Source organism: Caballeronia eucalypticola, from assembly GCF_047608185.1.
Classification (GTDB): domain Bacteria; phylum Pseudomonadota; class Gammaproteobacteria; order Burkholderiales; family Burkholderiaceae; genus Caballeronia.
Map to the genome: position 1 here is coordinate 421,150 of NZ_JBLKRU010000003.1, position 19,132 is coordinate 440,281.

The following is a 19,132-nucleotide window of genomic DNA, read 5'->3' on the forward strand; positions in this document are numbered from 1 at the left end:
CGCATGGTACAGCGGCGCGATTGACCGGGTCGGTGCCTGAAAAACCAGGTGTATCAAGCCTTTTGAAGGTCGTCACCGGACCGATGGCGAGACATTCCGGAATATTTCAGAGATTGGAGCCTCGCCGGCAGGCTGTTTCGTGGCTTGGCCCTAGGTCCGTTTTCGAGACACTTCCGGGTTATAATCCGAGCCTTCCCACCGCCAATTGCGGCACTGCCGCAAACGGCTCCGACGTCTTTCGTCCTGACGTCTGCCTTGACGAATTCGACATCCCGACGTCCTCTAAGCACCGTGACAATGGCCCACTTCTCGTGTTTCCCCGGCGCTTCGGCCCTCTCCGATTTCCGTCAAACCCGCCTGCTCGAAACATTGACGCGCATCGACCCGGCAATTGTCGGCGTGCGCGGTCAGTATCTGCATTTCGTGAACTCGGCCGATCCGCTCTCCGATGAAGACAGCACCCGCATCCACGCGCTCATGCACTACGGAACGCCGTTCGAGGCGAGCACCGAGCGCGGGGCGCACGAGACCTTCATGGTCGTGCCGCGCTTCGGTACCGTTTCGCCATGGGCGAGCAAGGCGACAGACATCGCCCATCACTGCGGCCTGACGCAGGTTCGCCGGATCGAACGGGGTGTGGAATATACGGTGATCCTGAAAAGCGGCTTGCTCGGCAGCGGCATCGGCGGCAAGAAGGCGTTGGGCGAGCAGGAACGCGCGGCAGTCGCCGCAGCGCTGCATGACCGGATGACCGAAAGCGTGGCGCCGTCGCGGGATCACGCACTGCATCTCTTCGACGAACTGCCGGCGCAGCCGCTGCAAGCCGTCGATATCCTCGGCCACGGCCGCAGCGCGCTGGAAACGGCGAATGCGGAACTCGGCCTCGCTTTGGCCGACGATGAAATCGACTATCTCGTCGATTCATTCAAGCAGCTGGAGCGCAATCCGACCGACGTCGAACTGATGATGTTCGCGCAAGCCAACAGCGAACATTGCCGTCACAAGATTTTCAACGGACAGTGGACCATCGACGGCGAGCCGCAGGACATTTCGCTCTTCAACATGATCCGCAACACCGAGAAGCTGAATCACGCGGGCACCATCGTCGCGTATTCGGACAACTCCGCGATCATGGAAGGCGGCACGGCCGAGCGCTGGTTCCCGCGCGGTGCGAACGAACATTACGGCCGTCACACCGAATTGACCCACACGTTGATGAAGGTCGAGACGCATAACCATCCGACCGCCATTTCGCCGTTCGCCGGCGCGGCAACAGGCTCGGGCGGCGAGATCCGCGACGAAGGCGCGACCGGCCGCGGCGCGCGACCGAAAGCGGGCCTGGCGGGTTTCTCGGTATCGAACCTGGATTTACCCGATGCACGCCAGCCGTGGGAAAACGCCCGCGACAGCGCCGTGCCGGTGCCGCAGCGCAATCCTTCGGATGAGCACGCGCCATATGGCAAGCCGGAGCGCATTGCATCGCCGTTGCAGATCATGATCGATGGTCCCATTGGCGCGGCTGCGTTCAACAACGAATTCGGCCGGCCCAATCTGGGCGGCTATTTCCGCGCGTATGAGCAAAACGCCGCGGGGCGCGTGCGGGGTTATCACAAGCCGATCATGATCGCGGGCGGGATCGGCAATATCTCGGACCAGCATACGCACAAGATGGATTTGCCGCCGGGATCGCTGCTGATTCAGATCGGCGGTCCGGGAATGCGGATCGGCATGGGCGGCGGCGCGGCGAGTTCGATGGCCACCGGCGCGAACACCGCGCAACTCGACTTCGATTCCGTGCAGCGCGGCAACCCGGAAATCCAGCGGCGCGCGCAAGAAGTCATTAATGCGTGCTGGCAGTTGGGCGCTGAGAACCCGATCCTGAGCATCCACGACGTGGGCGCGGGCGGGTTATCGAATGCGTTTCCTGAACTGGTCGATGGCGCCGACAAAGGCGCGCGTTTCGAATTGCGTCGCGTCCAGCTTGAAGAATCGGGGTTGTCGCCGCGAGAAATCTGGTCGAACGAAGCGCAGGAACGTTACGTTTTGGCGATTGCGCCGGAAAGCTTGCCTTCGTTCGAAGCCATCTGCACGCGCGAACGCTGCCCGGTAGCGGTGGTGGGCGTCGCGACGGAAGAACGCCAGTTGCAGTTGATCGATGCCTTGAAGAGCGCCGATCAAGCGCTCGAACCTGTCGATATGCCCATGGAAGTCCTGCTCGGTAAGACGCCCAAGATGCATCGCGACGTGCAGCGCGAAGTGTTGAAGTTTGAACCTGTCGATGTCACCGGAATGGTGCTGTCGGAGATTGCGGTGAGCGTGCTCAAGCACCCGACGGTCGCGAGCAAATCGTTCCTCATCACCATCGGCGACCGCTCGGTGGGCGGCACGACCGCGCGCGACCAAATGGTCGGCCCGTGGCAAGTGCCGGTCGCCGATTGCGCGATCACCACCATGGACTACGCCGGTTTCCGTGGCGAAGCAATGACCATTGCTGAGCGCACGCCTTTGGCTGTGATCAACGCGCCCGCATCGGGACGCATGGCAGTGGGCGAGGCGGTGACGAACATTGCGTCGGCGCCTATCGAATCGTTGAACAAGCTGAAGCTGTCCGCTAACTGGATGGCCGCGTGCGGCAGTCCCGGTGAAGATGCGGCGCTGTTCGATACCGTGAAGGCGATCGGTATGGAGTTGTGCCCGGCGCTGGGCATCAGCATTCCTGTGGGCAAGGATTCGCTATCGATGCGCACCAAGTGGCAGGACGAGGCGGGTGTCGCGAAGGAAGTCGTGTCGCCGGTGTCGCTGATCATTTCGGCGTTTGCGCCGGTTGAAGATGTGCGCCGCCAACTCACGCCGCAGTTGCAGCGTGGCACGGACACGGTGCTGATCTCGATCGACCTGGGCCGCGGCAAGAATCGTCTCGGCGGCAGCATCCTGGCGCAAGTGACGCAGCAGATTGGCGACACCGTTCCCGACGTCGACGACGCCGAGGACCTCAAGCGATTCTTCAACGCGATCCAGTCGCTCAATGCTGCAGGCAAGCTGCTCGCGTACCACGATCGTTCCGATGGCGGTCTCTGGGCAACTGTCTGCGAAATGGCGTTTGCGGGGCACGTGGGTGTGTCGCTGAACGTCGATATGTTGATCCTCGACCCGAACCACGAATCCGATTACGGCGATGCCAAGGACTGGGCGAAGCAGACCAGCGGCCGTCGTGAAGACCGGACCATTCGTGCGTTGTTTTCGGAAGAGTTGGGCGGCGTGATCCAGGTGCCTTTGGCGGAACGCGATGCCGTGATGGCTGTGTTGCGCGAACACGGGTTGTCGGCGTGTAGCGAAGTGATCGGCAAGCCGAACGAGCGTGACGCCATCGAGATTTATCGCGATGCGAAGAAGGTCTATGAAGCGCCGCGTCATGAATTGCAGCGTGCTTGGAGCGAAGTGAGCTGGCGCATCGCGCGGTTACGCGATAACCCCGCCTGTGCCGATGCCGAATATGACGCGTTGCTCGATCCGGCTGATCCTGGCATCTCGCCGGTACTGACTTTTGATCCGACGCAGGATGTATCGGCTCCGTTCATTGGCAAGGGCGCGCGTCCGCGAGTGGCTATCTTGCGTGAGCAGGGCGTCAATTCGCATCTGGAAACGGCTTACGCGTTCGACCGTTCGGGCTTCGACACCCACGACGTCCACATGAGCGATTTGCTGGAAGGCCGCGTTACGTTGGCGGACTTTGCGGGTGCGGTTGCTTGCGGCGGTTTCTCTTACGGCGACGTGCTCGGCGCGGGCGAGGGCTGGGCGAAGACGATTCGTTTCAATCCGCGTCTGGCTGACATGTTCGAGGCGTTTTTCGGTCGCACGGACACCTTTGCGCTAGGCATTTGCAATGGTTGCCAGATGATGAGCAGCCTCGCTTCGATGATCCCGGGCGCCGATGCGTGGCCGAAGTTCACGCGGAATAAGTCGGAGCAATTCGAAGCGCGATTTGCATCGGTTGAGGTCCAAAGCTCACCGTCGATATTCTTCGCCGGGATGGAAGATTCGCGGATTCCGGTAGCCGTTGCCCATGGCGAAGGCTTTGCGGATTTCTCGCAGCAAGGTGATTCTGCGAATGCTTTGGTAGCGATGCGTTTTGTTGATAACAAGGGCGCTGCGACTGAGCAATATCCGTTGAATCCGAATGGCTCGCCGGAAGGGATTACGTCGGTCACGACGCCGGATGGACGCTTTACTGTGCTGATGCCGCACATGGAGCGGGTACACAGGAATGTGCAGATGAGCTGGACGCCGGAGGGGTGGACTGGGGACGCGAGTCCTTGGTTGCGAGTGTTTCAGAATGCGCGGCGCTGGGTGGGGTAGGGTAGGAAGGTTCGCTCGCGCCGGTGGACCGGGAGGTTTGCTGGCGCTAGGGTCTGGATTTGTGGGTCTGGGTCAATGCCGGGTTGCTGCTTTTTAGGTTTTTGCGCGTTTTATGTTGGCTGATTTCTTTATCACTATTAGCCACTGCGCGTGGCGGCGCGTCATTTCTTTGTCCAAAGCGACAAAGAAACGAAGCAAAGAAAACGCTTTCACCGCTTTACCCTAAGTGTCCACAGCGTGCAGTTTCTATTCATGGGTGCCCCAAAAGCACGGTGCTCGCAAGAGCTTAGGATGTTTGAACCCCTCTTTCTCGCGAATCCTGACAGTAAAACGCTGCGCCCCGTACGCTCTCGGGCAAGCACCCTCGCCATAGAAACCCGCACCGCCCCGCTCGTATTTGCCGCTGTGGGGCTTCGCGGGTTAACTATCAGTTTGCATTGTTATTTTCCGGGTTAGGCCTTATGCATTCTGCAGATCCATTTCTGGGTGGTTTAAAAGATGGTTCGGCATGCATACAAATTTGGAGGTTGGTTTTCCGCGGATAGCGCGGGGCGTTCCTTGGGCAGGTTCAGTCGCTAGAGCTAGCCCGAGAGCGTACGGGGCGAAGCGTTTTACTGTCAGGATTCGCGAGAAGGAGGGGTTCAAACATCCTAAGCTCCGGCGAGCACCGTGCTTTTGGGGCACCCATGAATAGAAACTGCACGCTGTGAACACTTAGGGTAGAGAGGTGAAAGCGTTTTCTTTGCTTCGTTTCTTTGTCGCTTTGGACAAAGAAATGACGTGCCGCCACGCACAGTGGCTAATAGTGATAAAGAAATCAGCCAAGATATAACCTGCGAAGACCTGGAAAGCAGCAACCCGGCAATGACCCAGACCCGCAAATCCAGACCCCTCGCGCCAGCAAACCCCTTTGTCCACCGGCGCGAGCGAACCTTACTTAATCACAGCCTTCTTCTGCAAACCTTCTTCAAAAGCCTGCAGCTTTTCCTGCTGAATTTGCTTGGCAATCTGATCCTTCACTTGCTCGAGCGGCGGCGGGGCAACATCGCGGATATCGTCCAACCGAATGATGTGCCAGCCGAATTGTGTCTTCACCGGCTGGTCAGTTATCTCACCCTTCTTCAACTTCTCAGCCGCCGCGCCGAACTCCGGCACGTAAGCCTGCGGGCTTGACCAGTCCAGATCGCCGCCATTCTTGCCCGATCCCGGATCCTTCGAGAACTGCTTCGCCAAATCTTCAAAACTTGCGCCAGCCTTGATCTTCGCGATCAAGTCCTTAGCCTGAGCTTCGTTGTCGACAAGAATATGGTGCAGGTGATATTCCTTGCCGCCGCCAACCTGCTTCACCATGTCGTCGTAACGCGCCTTGATCTCAGCATCGGTCGGCGCATTGTTCTTCACGAAATCTTCAATCAACGCACGCAACACCACGGTCTGCTGGGCAACGGCAATTTGCGCCTTGACGTCGGGACGCGTGGCAATCCCGCGCCGCATCGCTTCCTGCATCAGGATCTCGCGATTCACCAACTCTTGGCGCACGGCCGCCTGCAATTGCGGCGTGTCCTGCTGACCCTGCTGGACGAGTTGCGCGACCAGCGCATCGACACGAGACTTCGGAATCGGCGTGCCGTTCACCACGGCAATGTTCTGCGCAAACGCGGGCGCCGCCGCGAACGCGGCCAGCAACACCCAAATACGGGGATTTTTTAAAATCATCAATAGTTCCTGATCAGAACGGGGCTGGAGATGTTGCTGAAATCGGTTAGCTGAAAGCAACTGGACTGAAGAACAGTGAAGTTACCAAGCGTCGTTATTAAGCGTGCTCATTAAGCGTAATTAAGCGCGATTACTAAGGGTCACTCGAACTGGTCTGCAAACTCTTCGGGTGTAAACGCCTTGATGGCAAGCGCATGAATATCCTGCCGCAGCTCGTCGGCCAGCGCATCATACACCAGCCGATGCCGCGCCACGCGTGGCTTCCCGGCGAATCGGGCGGCTACGATAGTCACCGTATAGTGACTTCCCGCCGACGCTCCCGCATGACCCGCGTGCGCGGCGCTGTCGTCATCGATGTGCACCTGCGACGCATCCAGCGCCGCATTAAGCCGCGCCTCAAGATAAGCAATCTTGCCTTCAGCCGACGCGTTGACGAAGTTCTCGATAAACCCCGGATCGCTCATTTCCCTTCGTCCTCTTTCATATACTTCGCGAGCCACAAACTCTGCGCGACGATAAACACCAGCAAGCACCCGGTCGCGCCAAAAAGCTTGAAGTTGACCCATTGATCGGTGGTGTAGTTGAACGCCACGAACAGGTTGACCACGCCGAGGATCGCGAAAAACACGGCCCACGCAAGATTCAACTGGCCCCACACCCTGTGCGGCAACACGATCTGCTTGCCCATCATCGCTTCAATGAGGTTCTTGCCGAAACCAACCTGCGACACGATCAGCGCGCCGGCAAACAACCAGTAAAGCGCGGTAGGTTTCCACTTGATGAAGGTGTCGTTATGCAGCACGAGCGTTGCGCCGCCGAAGACGACCACCACGCCCAGGCTCACCCACAGCATGGGATCGACCTTGCGATGCCGGAACGCGACCCAGGCGATCTGCACAAGCGTAGCCACGATAGCCACGGCGGTCGCGGTGTAGATGCCCCAGATCTTGAATGCGACGAAGAAGAGGAGGATCGGAAATAGATCGAACAGAAATTTCATGTCGTAGGGACGAGGAGGGCATCAATAGGAAAGCGCGCAACGCGCCGCGTGTCGCCGGTTCCTACCGGCACAACACGACGCCTGGCGAGTGAATAGCCGCAGTCAGCCGTTTTCAAAGCATGTAAAAACGCGCGGCGAGGTCGCTCGCCGCGCCAACGTCGACTCTCACTGGCTCAATGGCCGGCAGCGCCGGACGCGCTTACTTGGGTTCGAATTGTAGCGCAGCCGAGTTGATGCAGTACCGCAGGCCGGTCGGCGCGGGACCGTCCTCGAAAACGTGGCCCAGATGCGCGCCGCAGTTCTGGCACTGGACCTCGATGCGCAGCATGCCGTGCGCACGATCCGTCTTTTCCTTGATGACTTCGCCGTTGATCGGCTTGAAGTAGCTTGGCCAGCCGCAACCGGCGTCAAATTTCGTATCCGACTCGAACAGCGGCGTGCCGCAGCACACGCAGTCATATATGCCGCGCTCCTTGTGATCCCAGTATTCGCCGGTGAACGGCCGTTCGGTGGCGGCGCGGCGCGTCACCTGGTACTGGATATCGGTCAATTCCTTTCGATACTCGGCATCGTCCTTCTGCAGCGGAGCAACGGGGTCTTTCGTCAGATCGTCTCGGTTCATGGTTCTCTATCTCCAGATCTTTAGCGGAGCTGATCAGGTCCAAAAGCGCGGAACCCGAAGCAGGCTCATGTATTTGGGGGCTATTTCAGGAAGAGCAACTGACTTCCAGGTCGCTCGCCCAGTCGGGCGGCAGGGCGGCATACGCTTCAAATTCAGGTTGCTCATGGAAGGGATGGCGCAGCACCTGTGCCAGCCGTTCAACTTCGGAAAAATCCTTCTCTTTTGCAAGGCGGATGGCGTTTTCGGCCAGATGATTGCGTAAGACATATTTTGGGTTCACGGCGTTCATCGCGCTTGCCCGCGCTTCATCGCTTTGTGTTTCCTCCGACAAGCGCAGCCGATAGTCGTTCGTCCAGACATCGAAAGCGGCGCGATCCAGGAACAGATCACGCGCCGGCGCGTCGCCGGAAGCGTCGGCTTTGCGCATTTTGGCGAGATTTCGGAACGTCAGCGTGAAATCGGCCCGGTTCGCGTTCATTACTTCGAACAAGCGGTTCGCGAGTTTGTCGTCACCGTCGCGAATCTCCGCCAGACCGAGCTTGGCGCGCATGCGGCGCTCGAGCGCGGGCGCAAAACGGTCCTTGAATCCTTCCAGGACCCGCTGCGCGTCTTCAATCACCTTGTCGTTGCGCGTCTCGGCGTCGTATTGCGGACCGAACAGCGGCACCAGCGCCTGCGCGAGGCAAAACAGATTCCAGTAGCCAATCTGCGGCTGCATTTTATAAGCGTACCGTCCCTGCGAATCCGAGTGATTGCAGATGTGATTCGCGTTAAATCCATCGATAAACCCAAACGGGCCGTAATCGATCGTCAGCCCGAGAATCGACATGTTGTCCGTGTTCATCACGCCATGGCAAAACCCGACGGCTTGCCAGTCCGCCATCAAGTCGGCCGTGCGATTCAGGACTTCCTGCAAGAGCGCCAACGCGGGATCGTCGGCTTCGCGGCACTGCGGATAGAACCGGTCGATCACGTGATCGGTGAGCTTCTTCAATTCATCGAGCCGATCGTTCGTGTAGAAGTGCTCGAAGTGGCCAAAGCGAACGAAACTTGGCGCGACCCGTGTCACAACGGCCGCCGTTTCCATCGTTTCGCGGCGCACGGGCTGATCCGATCCAATCACGCACAACGCGCGCGTCGTCGGAATGCCGAGATGGTGCATGGCTTCGGAGCACAAATACTCGCGTATCGATGACCGCAGCACAGCCCGCCCATCGCCCATACGCGAATACGGCGTGCGTCCCGCGCCTTTTAGCTGAAGCTCGAGCCGCTTGCCGTCATGCTCGATCTCGCCCAGGCCGATCGCGCGACCATCGCCGAGCTGGCCGGCCCACACGCCGAACTGATGCCCCGAATACACCGACGCATACGGCAATTTCTCCGCCGGCCATTCCGGCGTGGGATTGCCCGCAAAAAGCTGGGCGAACGGCTCGGCGAACGCGGGATCTTGTGCGTCCAAAGCGTCAAAACCCAGTTGCGCGGCGGTATCGGCGGAAATGCCGACCAGATAAGGCTCCGGCAACGGTGCGGCGGGCAGGCGGGTGAGAAAGGCGGAGCCGAGTGAAACGAACGCATCGGGCCTGTCGATTTTTATCGATGCGAGCAGCGCATCCACGGGGGCAGCCACGGGCGCAAGGCTTGCTGGTTCGGCTTGCGCGGCGGTGCTGCTTGGGGAAAACGACATATTGAGCACCTCATGATTAACCGATATTGTAAATCCGCCCCCGCGCCGCTGCACGAGCGCGCGTCAACCCGCCCCGGCGTTGGACCGGGGATCAACTCAGCGTCGAATTGAGGTACTGTCGCCAGGTAGTGGATCAAGTAGATCAGGCATCAAAACCCGTGCATCCGGACTTGTGAGGAACTCGCCCATGACGTCGCCGCTTTTCGGCCAGATGATGGATGTACCGCTGCTCGCTTCATCGTTGTTGTCCCACGCCGCACGCCATTTCGGCGACACCGAGATTGTCTCGCGCCGCATTGAAGGCGACATTCATCGCTACACCTGGCGCGATTGCGAAAAGCGCGCGAAACAACTTGCGCAGGCGTTGATCGGGTTGGGGGTGCAACCGGGCGAACGGATTGGCACATTGGCGTGGAACGGGTATCGCCACCTGGAGTGTTATTACGGCGTGACCGGTATGGGCGCCGTCTGCCACACGATCAACCCGCGGCTCTTCCCCGATCAGGTTGCGTTCATCGTCAATCACGCCGACGACGAATACGTAGCGTTCGACATGACATTCGCCACGCTCGTCGATATCATCGCGCCGCAGTGTCCGAACGTGAAAGGCTGGATTGCACTCGGCGACGAGACCTGCATCAGCACCCATCTCGCCGACATGGCCACGCCCGTCCTCAGCTACGAAACGCTGCTGGCGAAATACGACGGCGACTATGCGTGGCCCGTCCTCGATGAACGCACGGCATCGTTTCTTTGCTACACGTCGGGAACGACCGGCAATCCGAAGGGCGCGCTTTATACCCATCGATCAACCGTGCTGCATGCATTCGGCGCGTCGCTCCCGGACGCCATGGGTTGTTCTGCCCGTGATGCCATCCTGCCCGTCGTGCCCATGTTCCACGTCAACGCGTGGGGCATCCCGCATTCCACGGCGCTGGTCGGGGCGAAGCTCGTGCTGCCCGGCAATTGTCTCGATGGCAAAGCGCTTTACGATCTCATGGAAACCGAAGGCGTAACGTTTTCGGCCGGCGTGCCGACGGTCTGGCTCGGCTTGCTGAACTACGTGAAGCAAGCGGGCGTGCGCTTCAATACCCTTAAACGCACGGTGATCGGCGGGTCGGCTTGTCCGCCGGCCATGCTGCGCAGCTTCGAAGACGATTACGGCGTGGAGGTGATTCACGCGTGGGGCATGACCGAGATGTCGCCGCTCGGCACGCTTGCGAAGCTCACCTGGAGACAGCAGCAGCGCTCGCCGAAAGAGCAACTGCATTCGCGTGAAAAGCAGGGGCACGTGATGTTCGGCGTGGACATGAAAGTTGTCGGCGATGACGGTCAGGAACTCCCGTGGGACGGCAAGTCGTTCGGCGATCTGCACGTGCGCGGCCCGTGGGTGATCAGCCGGTATTTTCGCAAGGACGATTCGCCACTGATCGATGGCTGGTTTCCGACAGGCGATGTCGCGACCATCGACGCCGATGGTTTCATGCACATCACCGATCGCAGCAAGGACGTGATCAAGTCGGGCGGCGAATGGATCAGTTCGATCGACCTGGAGAACGTGATGATGTCGCATCCGCAGGTGGCGGAAGCGGCGTGTATTGCGTGTTCGCATCCGAAGTGGACGGAGCGGCCGCTGGTGGTGGTTGTGCGGCGTCCGGGCGCAACTGTGACGCGCGAGGAACTGCTCGCGTTCTACGACGGCAAGGTGGCGAAATGGTGGAAACCGGATGATGTTGTTTTCGCCGATGAACTCCCGCATACGGCTACAGGGAAGCTGCAAAAGCTTCGGCTGAGGGAGCTGTATCGGGAGCATGTGCTGCCGACGGTGGATGAAAAGGTGGTTTGATTATTTGACTCAATCTTGATGTCGTGACTTCCCCGCTTCACCGGGCCGCCGTCCCGCAGCTCGGCAGTCTCCCCGTGCTTTTTCCTGACCCCGCACCAAAACTCAACCATCCCAAAAATAACAGAATTGAACGAGCGTTCTTTTTTGTGTATTCTTCTCGGGTAACTCACAATCCCAGCGACACGGTAATCAGCGCTTTCCAGGAGTTTCCCAGAGAATCTGGCTATCGGCAGGCATCGAATGGAGGTAGACAAATGGCAGTGGACTACACGACTCGCGACGGCATCGCCGTTATCACGCTGAACAATCCGCCCGTGAACGGCCTTGGATTCTCCACCCGGCTTGGCATTGTCGAGGGCGTTGAAAAAGCGCAGGCGGATGCGTCCGTCAGCGCGATCGTGATTATCGGCGCGGGCAAGGCGTTTTCCGGCGGCGCGGATATCACCGAATTCAATACGCCCAAGGCAACCCAGGAACCCACGCTGCACACGGTCATCAAGGTCATAGAAGGCAGCGCAAAACCTGTCGTGGCGGCAATCCACAGCGTCGCCATGGGCGGCGGGCTCGAACTGGCGCTTGGGGCGCATTATCGAGTGGCGTCGGCGGGCGCGCAGATCGCGTTGCCGGAAGTCAAGTTAGGCATCCTGCCCGGCGCAGGCGGCACGCAGCGCCTGCCGCGCGCGGTTGGTCTGGAAACGGCGCTGAACATGATTGTGTCGGGCGCGCCGGTGATGTCGGAGAAACTGGCCGGCACCGGATTGTTCAATCAAATGGCGGAAGGTGATCTGCTCGACGCAGCCGTCAAATTCGCGCAAAAAGCGGGCGCGCAAAGCGGCCCGCATCCGAAGGTCCGTGATCGCAAGATCGAGCATCCGAACGCCGAAGGTTTTATCCAGTTCGCACGCAACGGCGTCACGCCGCTCGCGAAGAATTTCCCGGCGCCGCTCAAATGTATCGATGCAGTGGAAGCCGGCGTGAAGCTCGGTTTCGATAAAGGCCTGGCCTTTGAACGCGACTGCTTCATAGCGCTGGTGCAAACGCCCGAAAGCCGCGCGCTGCGGCATGCGTTCTTCGGTGAACGTGCGGCAAGCAAGATCCCCGATGTCCCTTCGAGCACCCCGGTGCGGAAAATCGATCGCGTTGGCGTGATCGGCGCAGGGACGATGGGCGGCGGTATCGCGATGAATTTCGTCAACGCGGGCCTGCCGGTCACGCTGTTGGAGACGAAGCAAGAAGCGCTGGATCGGGGCCTCGCCACCATCCGCAAGAACTACGAAAGCGCCGTGAAGAAGGGCCGTCTGACGGCCGAGAAACTGGAAGAACGCATGGCGCTGATCACGCCAACGCTCGCCTATGAAGACCTCAAGGACGCCGACCTGATCATCGAAGCGGTGTTCGAAGAACTCGGCGTGAAAGAGCAGGTTTTTTCGAAACTCGATCAGGTCGCGAAGAAGGGCGCGATCCTGGCATCGAATACGTCTACGCTCGATGTCGACAAGATTGCGGCGTTCACGAAGCGTCCCGAAGACGTGGTCGGCATGCACTTCTTCAGCCCGGCCAACGTGATGAAACTGCTGGAAGTCGTGCGCGGCGCGAAGACGTCGAAGGACGTGCTCGCCACTGTCATGCAGCTTGCCAAGAAGATCAAGAAGACGGCCGTGGTGTCGGGTGTCTGCGATGGTTTCATCGGCAACCGGATGATCGAACAGTATCTGCGCCAGGCGCTTTTCATGCTTGAAGAAGGCGCGCTGCCGGCGCAAGTGGACCGTGCAATCGAAAAATTCGGGTTCGCGATGGGACCGTTCCGCATGAGCGATCTCGCGGGCAATGACATTGGCTGGGCGATCCGCAAACGCCGTTATCAAGAGAAACCTGACCTGAAGTATTCGAAGATCGCGGACCGCTTGTGCGAGACCGGGCGCTTCGGGCAGAAGACCGGCGCGGGCTGGTACGACTACAAGGCCGGGGACCGCACGGCGCATCCGTCGAAGATCGTCGACGAGATGATCGTTGCGTATTCGGGCGAGCAAGGCGTCAAGCGCCGCAAGATCTCCGATGATGAGATTGTCGAACGGCTCGTGTTTGCGCTCGTCAACGAGGGCGCGCTGATCCTGGAAGAAGGGATTGCATCGAAGGCGTCGGATATCGACATGGTCTACCTGACCGGCTACGGTTTCCCGCTGTATCGCGGTGGACCGATGCTGTATGCGGATACGGTCGGCCTGTACAACGTCGAACGCGCGATGCGCAAATATGCGGGCCAAGGTAACGGCGAAGCCTGGAAGCCCGCGGCACGCGTGACCGAACTGGCCGCAGAAGGGCGCGGCTTCAACAGCTAGCTTCAAAGCTAGATTCAACCGGTGAGATTCGCAATGAAAGGCGCTGACGAAGTCCTGCTTGTGATCGATGTCCAGAATGACTTCATGCCGCGCGGCGCGTTGCCGGTCGCTCACGGCGACGAAGTCGTGCCCGTGATCAATCGCCTCGCACGTGCGTTTTCGCACGTGGTGGTGACGCAGGACTGGCATCCGGCGAAGCACATTTCGTTCGCCGAAAATCACGCTGGACGCGCGCCTTTCGACATGGCCACGTTGAGTTACGGCCAGCAGGTTTTATGGCCGACACATTGCGTGCAGAACACGGACGGCGCGGCGCTGCATCGCGACCTCGACGTGCCGCACGCGCGCATGGTGATCCGCAAGGGGCATCACGCGGATGTCGATAGTTATTCGGCCTTCATGGAAGCCGATCGCATCACGCCGACGGGCCTCACGGGTTATCTCCGCGATGTCGGCGCGAAGCGGGTCTATTGCTGCGGGCTGGCGACGGATTATTGCGTCGCGTGGTCGGCGCTCGATGCGCGCAGCGCGGGTTTCGAAGCGGTTGTTATCGACGATGCCTGTCGCGCGATCGATCTCGACGGCTCGCTTGCGCGTGCGTGGGAACAGATGACAGCGGCGGGTGTAACGCGAATTGGATCGACGGACTTGCTGCGCTGAATAGCTCAGCCAAATAAAGCCGAATCAAGCCAAATGAACCAACCCTATTCGTATTCGAAGTGGAGACAAGCATGACTGACGCGGTAATCGTATCGACGGCACGCACGGGCCTCGCCAAATCCTGGCGCGGTGCATTCAACATGACTCACGGCGCGACGCTCGGCGGCCATGCCACGCAAGCGGCGGTGGCACGCGCGGGCATTGACCCGGCGCGGGTGGAAGACGTGATCATGGGCTGCGCGAATCCGGAAGGCGCGACCGGCATGAACATCGCTCGGCAGATCGCGCTGCGCGCCGGGTTGCCGGTGAGCGTGCCGGGCATGACCGTGAACCGCTTCTGTTCATCGGGGCTGCAGACCATCGCGCTGGCGGCCCAACGCGTGATCGCCGGTGAGGGCGACGTCTACGTGGCGGGCGGCGTGGAATCCATCTCGTGCGTGCAGAACGAAATGAACCAGCACATGCTGCTGGACGGCTGGTTGAAGGAGCACAGGCCTGCCATCTACTGGTCAATGTTGCAGACGGCCGAGAACGTTGCCAAGCGCTACGAGATATCGAAGGAGCGGCAGGACGAGTACGGCGTGCAGTCGCAATTGCGCGCGGCCGCGGCGCAAGCGGCGGGCAAGTTCAACGACGAAATCGTACCTATCACGGTGCTCGCCGGTGTCGCCGATAAAGCCACGGGCCGCATGTTCACGAAGGAAGTCACGCTCTCCTCCGATGAAGGCATTCGCGCCGACACGACGCTCGAAGGGGTATCGAAGATCCGCACCGCAATGCCCGGCGGCGTGGTCACGGCGGGCAATGCCAGCCAGTTCTCCGATGGCGCGTCGGCATGCGTGGTGATGAACGCGACGCTGGCAGAAAAAGAAGGGCTGAAGCCGTTGGGGATTTTCCGCGGCTTTGCGGTCGCGGGTTGCGAGCCGGATGAAATGGGTATTGGCCCGGTATTCGCGGTGCCCAAGCTGTTGAAGAAAGCGGGCCTCAAGGTCAGCGATATCGATCTGTGGGAACTGAACGAAGCGTTTGCCGTGCAAGTGCTCTATTGCCGCGATACGTTGGGCATTCCGGCTGATCGCCTGAACGTCAACGGCGGTGCGATTGCAGTGGGACATCCGTATGGCGTGTCGGGCGCGCGGCTCACGGGGCACGCGTTGATTGAAGGCAAGCGGCGCGGCGCGAAGTTTGTCGTGGTGACCATGTGCATTGGCGGCGGGCAGGGCGCAGCCGGGTTGTTTGAAGTAGTGTGATTTTGACCGGTCGCCCGGTGTTTTTGATACGCTTGGGCGATCGGCATAATCATTGTCTACCAATCGGGAGCCCGTCTTGTTACGTCACATCGTCATGTGGAAGCTGAAGGAAAGCGCCGAAGGCGGCACTCGCGCTGAAAACATCGTCAAACTCAAAGCCAAGCTCGAAAGCTGCCGCAGCATTGTTTCAGGTCAAGGCCACTTCGAAGTGGGCGTCGCGCAACCCGGCCTCGAAGCCACGTGCGACGTCATCCTCGTCTCCGACTTCGACAATCCGGAAGCTCTCCAGGCCTATCAGGTCCATCCCAAGCACCTGGCGATCAAGGACTTCGTTGCAGCGGTACGTGAATCGCGTCAATGCATCGATTACGAAGTCTGAAGCCATGACCGATTTCTCCACGCTCCCTGAAAGCCCGTTCGTCGATTCGCTCGGCGTGCAGCTCATCTCCGCCGAAGATGGCGCAAGCGAAGTGGTGCTGCCGCTGAGCACCACGCACATGAATACGTGGGGCATTGCACACGGAGGCGTGACCATGACGCTCGCCGATGTCGCCCTCGCGATGGCCGCGCGCAGTCTCGCCGATAACGGCATCGGCGTGGTCACCGTCGAAATGAAAGTCAACTTCATGCAGCCAGGCCGCGGCGAACTCCGCGCGTTTGCCCGCGTGTTGCACCGCTCCACCACCATGGCGTATTGCGAAGGCGAAATCCGCGACAGCGAAGGCCACTTCGTCGCGAAGGCGCTGGGTACCTTCAAGTACATGCGCAGGCTCGCCGTCGGCCGCGATATCGCACAGCAACGCCTCCGCTCAGATCCGTCCGCCACACCCGGTCCCAGCGACGCCTGACGCCGCTACCAGGGCGCCTCGCGCTCTGGCTTCTATCGGGACTGCACAGGAGTATCACGATGTCAGAACACACTTCAATCAATCGCCAGATCCTCCTCGTTTCGCGCCCGCAAGGCGCAGCAAGCGTCGACAATTTCAAGCTCGTCGAAACTGCGCTCCAGCCTCTGACCGATGGTCAGGTGCGCGTGCGCAATCATTTCCTTTCGCTCGATCCCTACATGCGCGGCCGGATGGACGACTCAAAGTCGTACGCCGCGTCGCAGCCGCTCAACGAGGTGATGATCGGCGGGACGGTGGGCGAGGTGGTGGAATCGAAGAATCCGAAGTTTGCGATCGGCGACAAGGTGGTCGGGACCTACGGCTGGCAGGAATTCGGCACGTCGGATGGCAAGGGCCTGCGTAAGGTCGACGACACGCATATCCCGCTGTCGACGTATCTCGGTCCGGTCGGCATGCCCGGCGTAACCGCATGGCTTGGGCTCAACAAGATCATCGAGCCGAAAGCCGGTGAAACAATCGTTGTCAGCGCGGCGAGCGGCGCGGTGGGAAGCGTGGTCGGCCAGTTGGCGAAAGCCGCGGGCTGCCGCGCGGTGGGCATCGCGGGCGGGGCGGACAAATGCCGCTACGTCACCGAGACACTCGGCTTCGATGCATGCGTCGACTACAAGGGCGGCAACCTCCATGACGACCTAAAGGCGGCATTGCCTAACGGGGCCGATGGCTATTTCGAAAACGTCGGCGGCGAGATACTGGATGCAGTGTTGTCACGCATGAATGCCTTCGGCCGCATTGCGCTGTGCGGGATGATCGCGAGTTACGACGGAACGCCCATGCCGCTTAAAAAGCCCGCTTTGCTACTCACGCAACGGCTGAAGGTGCAGGGTTTCATCGTCAGCGAATCGCCGGAAATATGGCCTGAGGCGCTCACGCAACTCGGCGGGCTCGTTGCACAGAAGAAGCTGCAATATCGCGAGACCATTGCGCAGGGCCTTGAAAATGCGCCGGAGGCATTTCTCGGATTGCTCAAGGGCAAGAACTTCGGCAAGCAGCTCGTCAAGCTCATCTGAACGTCCGGATCCTTGCGATCAAAAGAAAAAAGGATCGTCGGGGGAATTTGTGGGTGAAATCGATGGATTCAGGCGGCGTTGAGGAAACGGCATAGCTTTCGGCAGGTGGCATCGAAGAGGCCTTGCTCGCGCTCAGAGCGGTCATCCAGGAGCGGGCCACCGTCTTGCTCGTCGATATACCGTAACAGTATCGAGCGGGCGTCCAGCTTCCTGAGTTCGCGGTAAAGCTGCCGCTCTTCAACGAGACGACCACCGAGCATCCAGATGAAGTCCCGATGCTGGCGCAGGGTTTTCCGGCTGTAACCGCTGTCCAGAAGATGCAGGAGATACGGGGTGAATATCTTGACGAGATCCTGTCCGAACGGAATGTCCTGTTCCTCAAAGCTCCAGGACTTGGGCCAGTTTTGCAGGTCGGGAACGACTCGTTCAAGATCGCTTGATTCGGGTGTGACAATGGCGGTATTACCGACGATTTTTCGCTTGCTAGCCATGCTTTTGACCCGCTTGCTCAATTCCTGTCATCATTTCCGCGGTTTCGTTTATGAAGGGGCGCGGCTGTGCGAAAGGTCGCAGACCATTGAGATTGACGTGCGCCCACGTAAAGGATCCAAACCAGTTTGTTCGTGCTGCAACGAGCGCGCAAGCGGCTACGATACGCTCGGAGAACGTCGCTTCGAGTTCATCCCGATCTGGGGTTTTGCCGTCATCCTGCTGTATTCGATGCGTCGTGTCGATTGCCGTCAGTGCGGCGTAAAGGTTGAGACAGTACCGTGGGCCATCGGCAAGCATACGTTGACCAAGGCATACATGCTGTTTCTGGCCCAGTGGGCTCGTAAGCTGTCGTGCAAAGAAACCGCGCTGAGTTTCAGGACCAGTTGGGAGAAGGTCTTCAATGCCGTGGAATGGGTCGTCGACTGGGGGCTGAACCATCGTGAGCTCGGGACGATTCGCGCTTTCGGCGTTGACGAGATCCAGTATGGCCGAGGGCACCAGTACCTCACGCTCGTCTACCAGATCGAGGCCGGCTGCACGCGACTGCTCTGGGTCGGACAGGAACGTACTAAGGAAAGCTTCGCGAAGTTCTTTGACTTGATCGGCAAGCCGCTGTGCGAGAGGGTCGAATTCGTGTGTTCCGACATGTGGAAGCCCTATCTCGAAATGATTGCGCGTCATTGCCCGAACGCCCTGAACATCCTCGACCGTTTCCACATCGTTGCCAAGATGAACAAAGCGATCGATGAGGTGCGAGCCGATGAGGCCCGGCGCATGACGCGTGATGGCTATGAGCCTGTTCTCAAAAAATCCCGCTGGTGCCTGCTCGCGCGACGCGAGAACCTTACTAGCAAACAACGTGTTCGCCTGCGTGAGCTGCTCCAGTACAACTTACGTAGCGTACGTGCCTATCTGCTCAAAGAAGAATTCCAGCAACTCTGGGACTACATCTCTCCTGTCTGGGCGGGCAAGTTCCTCGACCAGTGGTGCAAGCAGGTGATGCGCTCACGCATCGAGCCGATGAAGAAGTTTGCCTGGACCGTGCGCTCGCACCGAGAGCTGATCCTCAACTACTTCCGTGCCAGAAAGCAATTCTCCAGCGGCGTCATCGAGGGGCTGAACAACAAGGCCAAAGTCACTATGAGAAAAGCGTACGGCTTCCGAACCTTCCGAGCCACAGAAATCGCGCTCTATCATGCACTTGGCAAGCTTCCCGAGCCTCCATCCACCCACACTTTTTACTGACGAACCA

Annotated in this window: 15 protein-coding genes; 9 read left to right on the forward strand and 6 right to left on the reverse strand. The window is 59.6% G+C overall.

What is annotated here, in order from left to right; all coding sequences use genetic code 11:
• Positions 1-297 precede the first annotated feature (297 nt).
• A complete protein-coding gene (purL, locus tag ACMX25_RS06325; RefSeq protein WP_414948662.1) occupies positions 298-4,356 on the forward strand; it encodes a phosphoribosylformylglycinamidine synthase in 4,059 nt (1,352 codons plus the stop codon).
• 933 nt (positions 4,357-5,289) lie between these two features.
• Here the strand turns inward: purL and ACMX25_RS06330 are convergent.
• The 5 genes from ACMX25_RS06330 to ACMX25_RS06350 form a co-directional block, all read right to left on the reverse strand.
• Positions 5,290-6,072: a peptidylprolyl isomerase gene (locus tag ACMX25_RS06330; protein ID WP_414948663.1), complete on the reverse strand. Its 783-nt coding sequence runs from the start codon at positions 6,070-6,072 to the stop codon at positions 5,290-5,292.
• Between the two features lie 140 nt (positions 6,073-6,212).
• The gene (locus tag ACMX25_RS06335; RefSeq protein WP_414948664.1) at positions 6,213-6,536 is read right to left on the reverse strand and encodes a BolA family protein; all 324 of its coding nucleotides are present in this window, start codon (positions 6,534-6,536) and stop codon (positions 6,213-6,215) included.
• Positions 6,533-7,072 (reverse strand): septation protein A, encoded by a 540-nt coding sequence (locus ACMX25_RS06340; RefSeq protein WP_062091754.1) that lies wholly within the window; start codon positions 7,070-7,072, stop codon positions 6,533-6,535. The genes ACMX25_RS06335 and ACMX25_RS06340 overlap by 4 nt, the downstream gene beginning before the upstream one ends.
• Positions 7,073-7,271: 199 nt before the next feature.
• Positions 7,272-7,694, reverse strand: coding sequence for a peptide-methionine (R)-S-oxide reductase MsrB (msrB, locus tag ACMX25_RS06345; RefSeq protein ID WP_414948665.1), 423 nt, complete (start codon positions 7,692-7,694; stop codon positions 7,272-7,274).
• 85 nt (positions 7,695-7,779) lie between these two features.
• Complete coding sequence (locus ACMX25_RS06350; protein ID WP_414948666.1) at positions 7,780-9,378, reverse strand: protein adenylyltransferase SelO; 1,599 nt, start codon at positions 9,376-9,378, stop codon at positions 7,780-7,782.
• 187 nt (positions 9,379-9,565) lie between these two features.
• Here ACMX25_RS06350 and ACMX25_RS06355 point away from each other — a divergent pair, with 187 nt between their 5' ends.
• The 7 genes from ACMX25_RS06355 to ACMX25_RS06385 all read left to right on the forward strand — a co-directional run bounded on the left by ACMX25_RS06355 (position 9,566) and on the right by ACMX25_RS06385 (position 17,388).
• Positions 9,566-11,224 (forward strand): 3-(methylthio)propionyl-CoA ligase, encoded by a 1,659-nt coding sequence (locus ACMX25_RS06355; protein WP_414948667.1) that lies wholly within the window; start codon positions 9,566-9,568, stop codon positions 11,222-11,224.
• Positions 11,225-11,478: 254 nt separating this feature from the next.
• Positions 11,479-13,563 carry a 3-hydroxyacyl-CoA dehydrogenase NAD-binding domain-containing protein gene (locus ACMX25_RS06360; RefSeq protein WP_414948668.1) on the forward strand — a complete coding sequence of 695 codons (2,085 nt, stop codon included), beginning with the start codon at positions 11,479-11,481 and terminating at the stop codon, positions 13,561-13,563.
• Positions 13,564-13,596: 33 nt separating this feature from the next.
• Positions 13,597-14,223, forward strand: a complete 627-nt coding sequence (pncA, locus tag ACMX25_RS06365) for a bifunctional nicotinamidase/pyrazinamidase (protein WP_414948669.1) — start codon at positions 13,597-13,599, stop codon at positions 14,221-14,223.
• A gap of 71 nt (positions 14,224-14,294) precedes the next feature.
• Positions 14,295-15,473 (forward strand): acetyl-CoA C-acyltransferase, encoded by a 1,179-nt coding sequence (locus ACMX25_RS06370; RefSeq protein ID WP_414948670.1) that lies wholly within the window; start codon positions 14,295-14,297, stop codon positions 15,471-15,473.
• A gap of 76 nt (positions 15,474-15,549) precedes the next feature.
• Positions 15,550-15,852 (forward strand): Dabb family protein, encoded by a 303-nt coding sequence (locus ACMX25_RS06375; protein ID WP_414948671.1) that lies wholly within the window; start codon positions 15,550-15,552, stop codon positions 15,850-15,852.
• Between the two features lie 4 nt (positions 15,853-15,856).
• Positions 15,857-16,321 carry a PaaI family thioesterase gene (locus ACMX25_RS06380; protein ID WP_414948672.1) on the forward strand — a complete coding sequence of 155 codons (465 nt, stop codon included), beginning with the start codon at positions 15,857-15,859 and terminating at the stop codon, positions 16,319-16,321.
• Positions 16,322-16,380: 59 nt separating this feature from the next.
• Positions 16,381-17,388, forward strand: coding sequence for an NADP-dependent oxidoreductase (locus ACMX25_RS06385; protein WP_414948673.1), 1,008 nt, complete (start codon positions 16,381-16,383; stop codon positions 17,386-17,388).
• 68 nt (positions 17,389-17,456) lie between these two features.
• On the opposite strand, the gene ACMX25_RS06390 is transcribed toward ACMX25_RS06385, so the two are convergent.
• Positions 17,457-17,900 carry a hypothetical protein gene (locus ACMX25_RS06390; RefSeq protein ID WP_414948674.1) on the reverse strand — a complete coding sequence of 148 codons (444 nt, stop codon included), beginning with the start codon at positions 17,898-17,900 and terminating at the stop codon, positions 17,457-17,459.
• Between ACMX25_RS06390 and ACMX25_RS06395 the strand changes: the two genes are divergently transcribed.
• Complete coding sequence (locus tag ACMX25_RS06395) at positions 17,878-19,125, forward strand: ISL3 family transposase (RefSeq protein WP_414948675.1); 1,248 nt, start codon at positions 17,878-17,880, stop codon at positions 19,123-19,125. The genes ACMX25_RS06390 and ACMX25_RS06395 overlap by 23 nt on opposite strands.
• The last annotated feature ends 7 nt before the right edge of the window (positions 19,126-19,132 follow it).

Excerpts from the sequence above, each read along its gene's own strand:
- purL (WP_414948662.1), top strand. The coding sequence starts at position 298 with ATGGCCCACTTCTCGTGTTTCCCCGGCGCTTCGGCCCTCTCCGATTTC.
- ACMX25_RS06330 (WP_414948663.1), bottom strand. The coding sequence starts at position 6,072 with ATGATTTTAAAAAATCCCCGTATTTGGGTGTTGCTGGCCGCGTTCGCG.
- ACMX25_RS06335 (WP_414948664.1), bottom strand. The coding sequence starts at position 6,536 with ATGAGCGATCCGGGGTTTATCGAGAACTTCGTCAACGCGTCGGCTGAA.
- ACMX25_RS06340 (WP_062091754.1), bottom strand. The coding sequence starts at position 7,072 with ATGAAATTTCTGTTCGATCTATTTCCGATCCTCCTCTTCTTCGTCGCA.
- msrB (WP_414948665.1), bottom strand. The coding sequence starts at position 7,694 with ATGAACCGAGACGATCTGACGAAAGACCCCGTTGCTCCGCTGCAGAAG.
- ACMX25_RS06350 (WP_414948666.1), bottom strand. The coding sequence starts at position 9,378 with ATGTCGTTTTCCCCAAGCAGCACCGCCGCGCAAGCCGAACCAGCAAGC.
- ACMX25_RS06355 (WP_414948667.1), top strand. The coding sequence starts at position 9,566 with ATGACGTCGCCGCTTTTCGGCCAGATGATGGATGTACCGCTGCTCGCT.
- ACMX25_RS06360 (WP_414948668.1), top strand. The coding sequence starts at position 11,479 with ATGGCAGTGGACTACACGACTCGCGACGGCATCGCCGTTATCACGCTG.
- pncA (WP_414948669.1), top strand. The coding sequence starts at position 13,597 with ATGAAAGGCGCTGACGAAGTCCTGCTTGTGATCGATGTCCAGAATGAC.
- ACMX25_RS06370 (WP_414948670.1), top strand. The coding sequence starts at position 14,295 with ATGACTGACGCGGTAATCGTATCGACGGCACGCACGGGCCTCGCCAAA.
- ACMX25_RS06380 (WP_414948672.1), top strand. The coding sequence starts at position 15,857 with ATGACCGATTTCTCCACGCTCCCTGAAAGCCCGTTCGTCGATTCGCTC.
- ACMX25_RS06385 (WP_414948673.1), top strand. The coding sequence starts at position 16,381 with ATGTCAGAACACACTTCAATCAATCGCCAGATCCTCCTCGTTTCGCGC.
- ACMX25_RS06395 (WP_414948675.1), top strand. The coding sequence starts at position 17,878 with ATGCTTTTGACCCGCTTGCTCAATTCCTGTCATCATTTCCGCGGTTTC.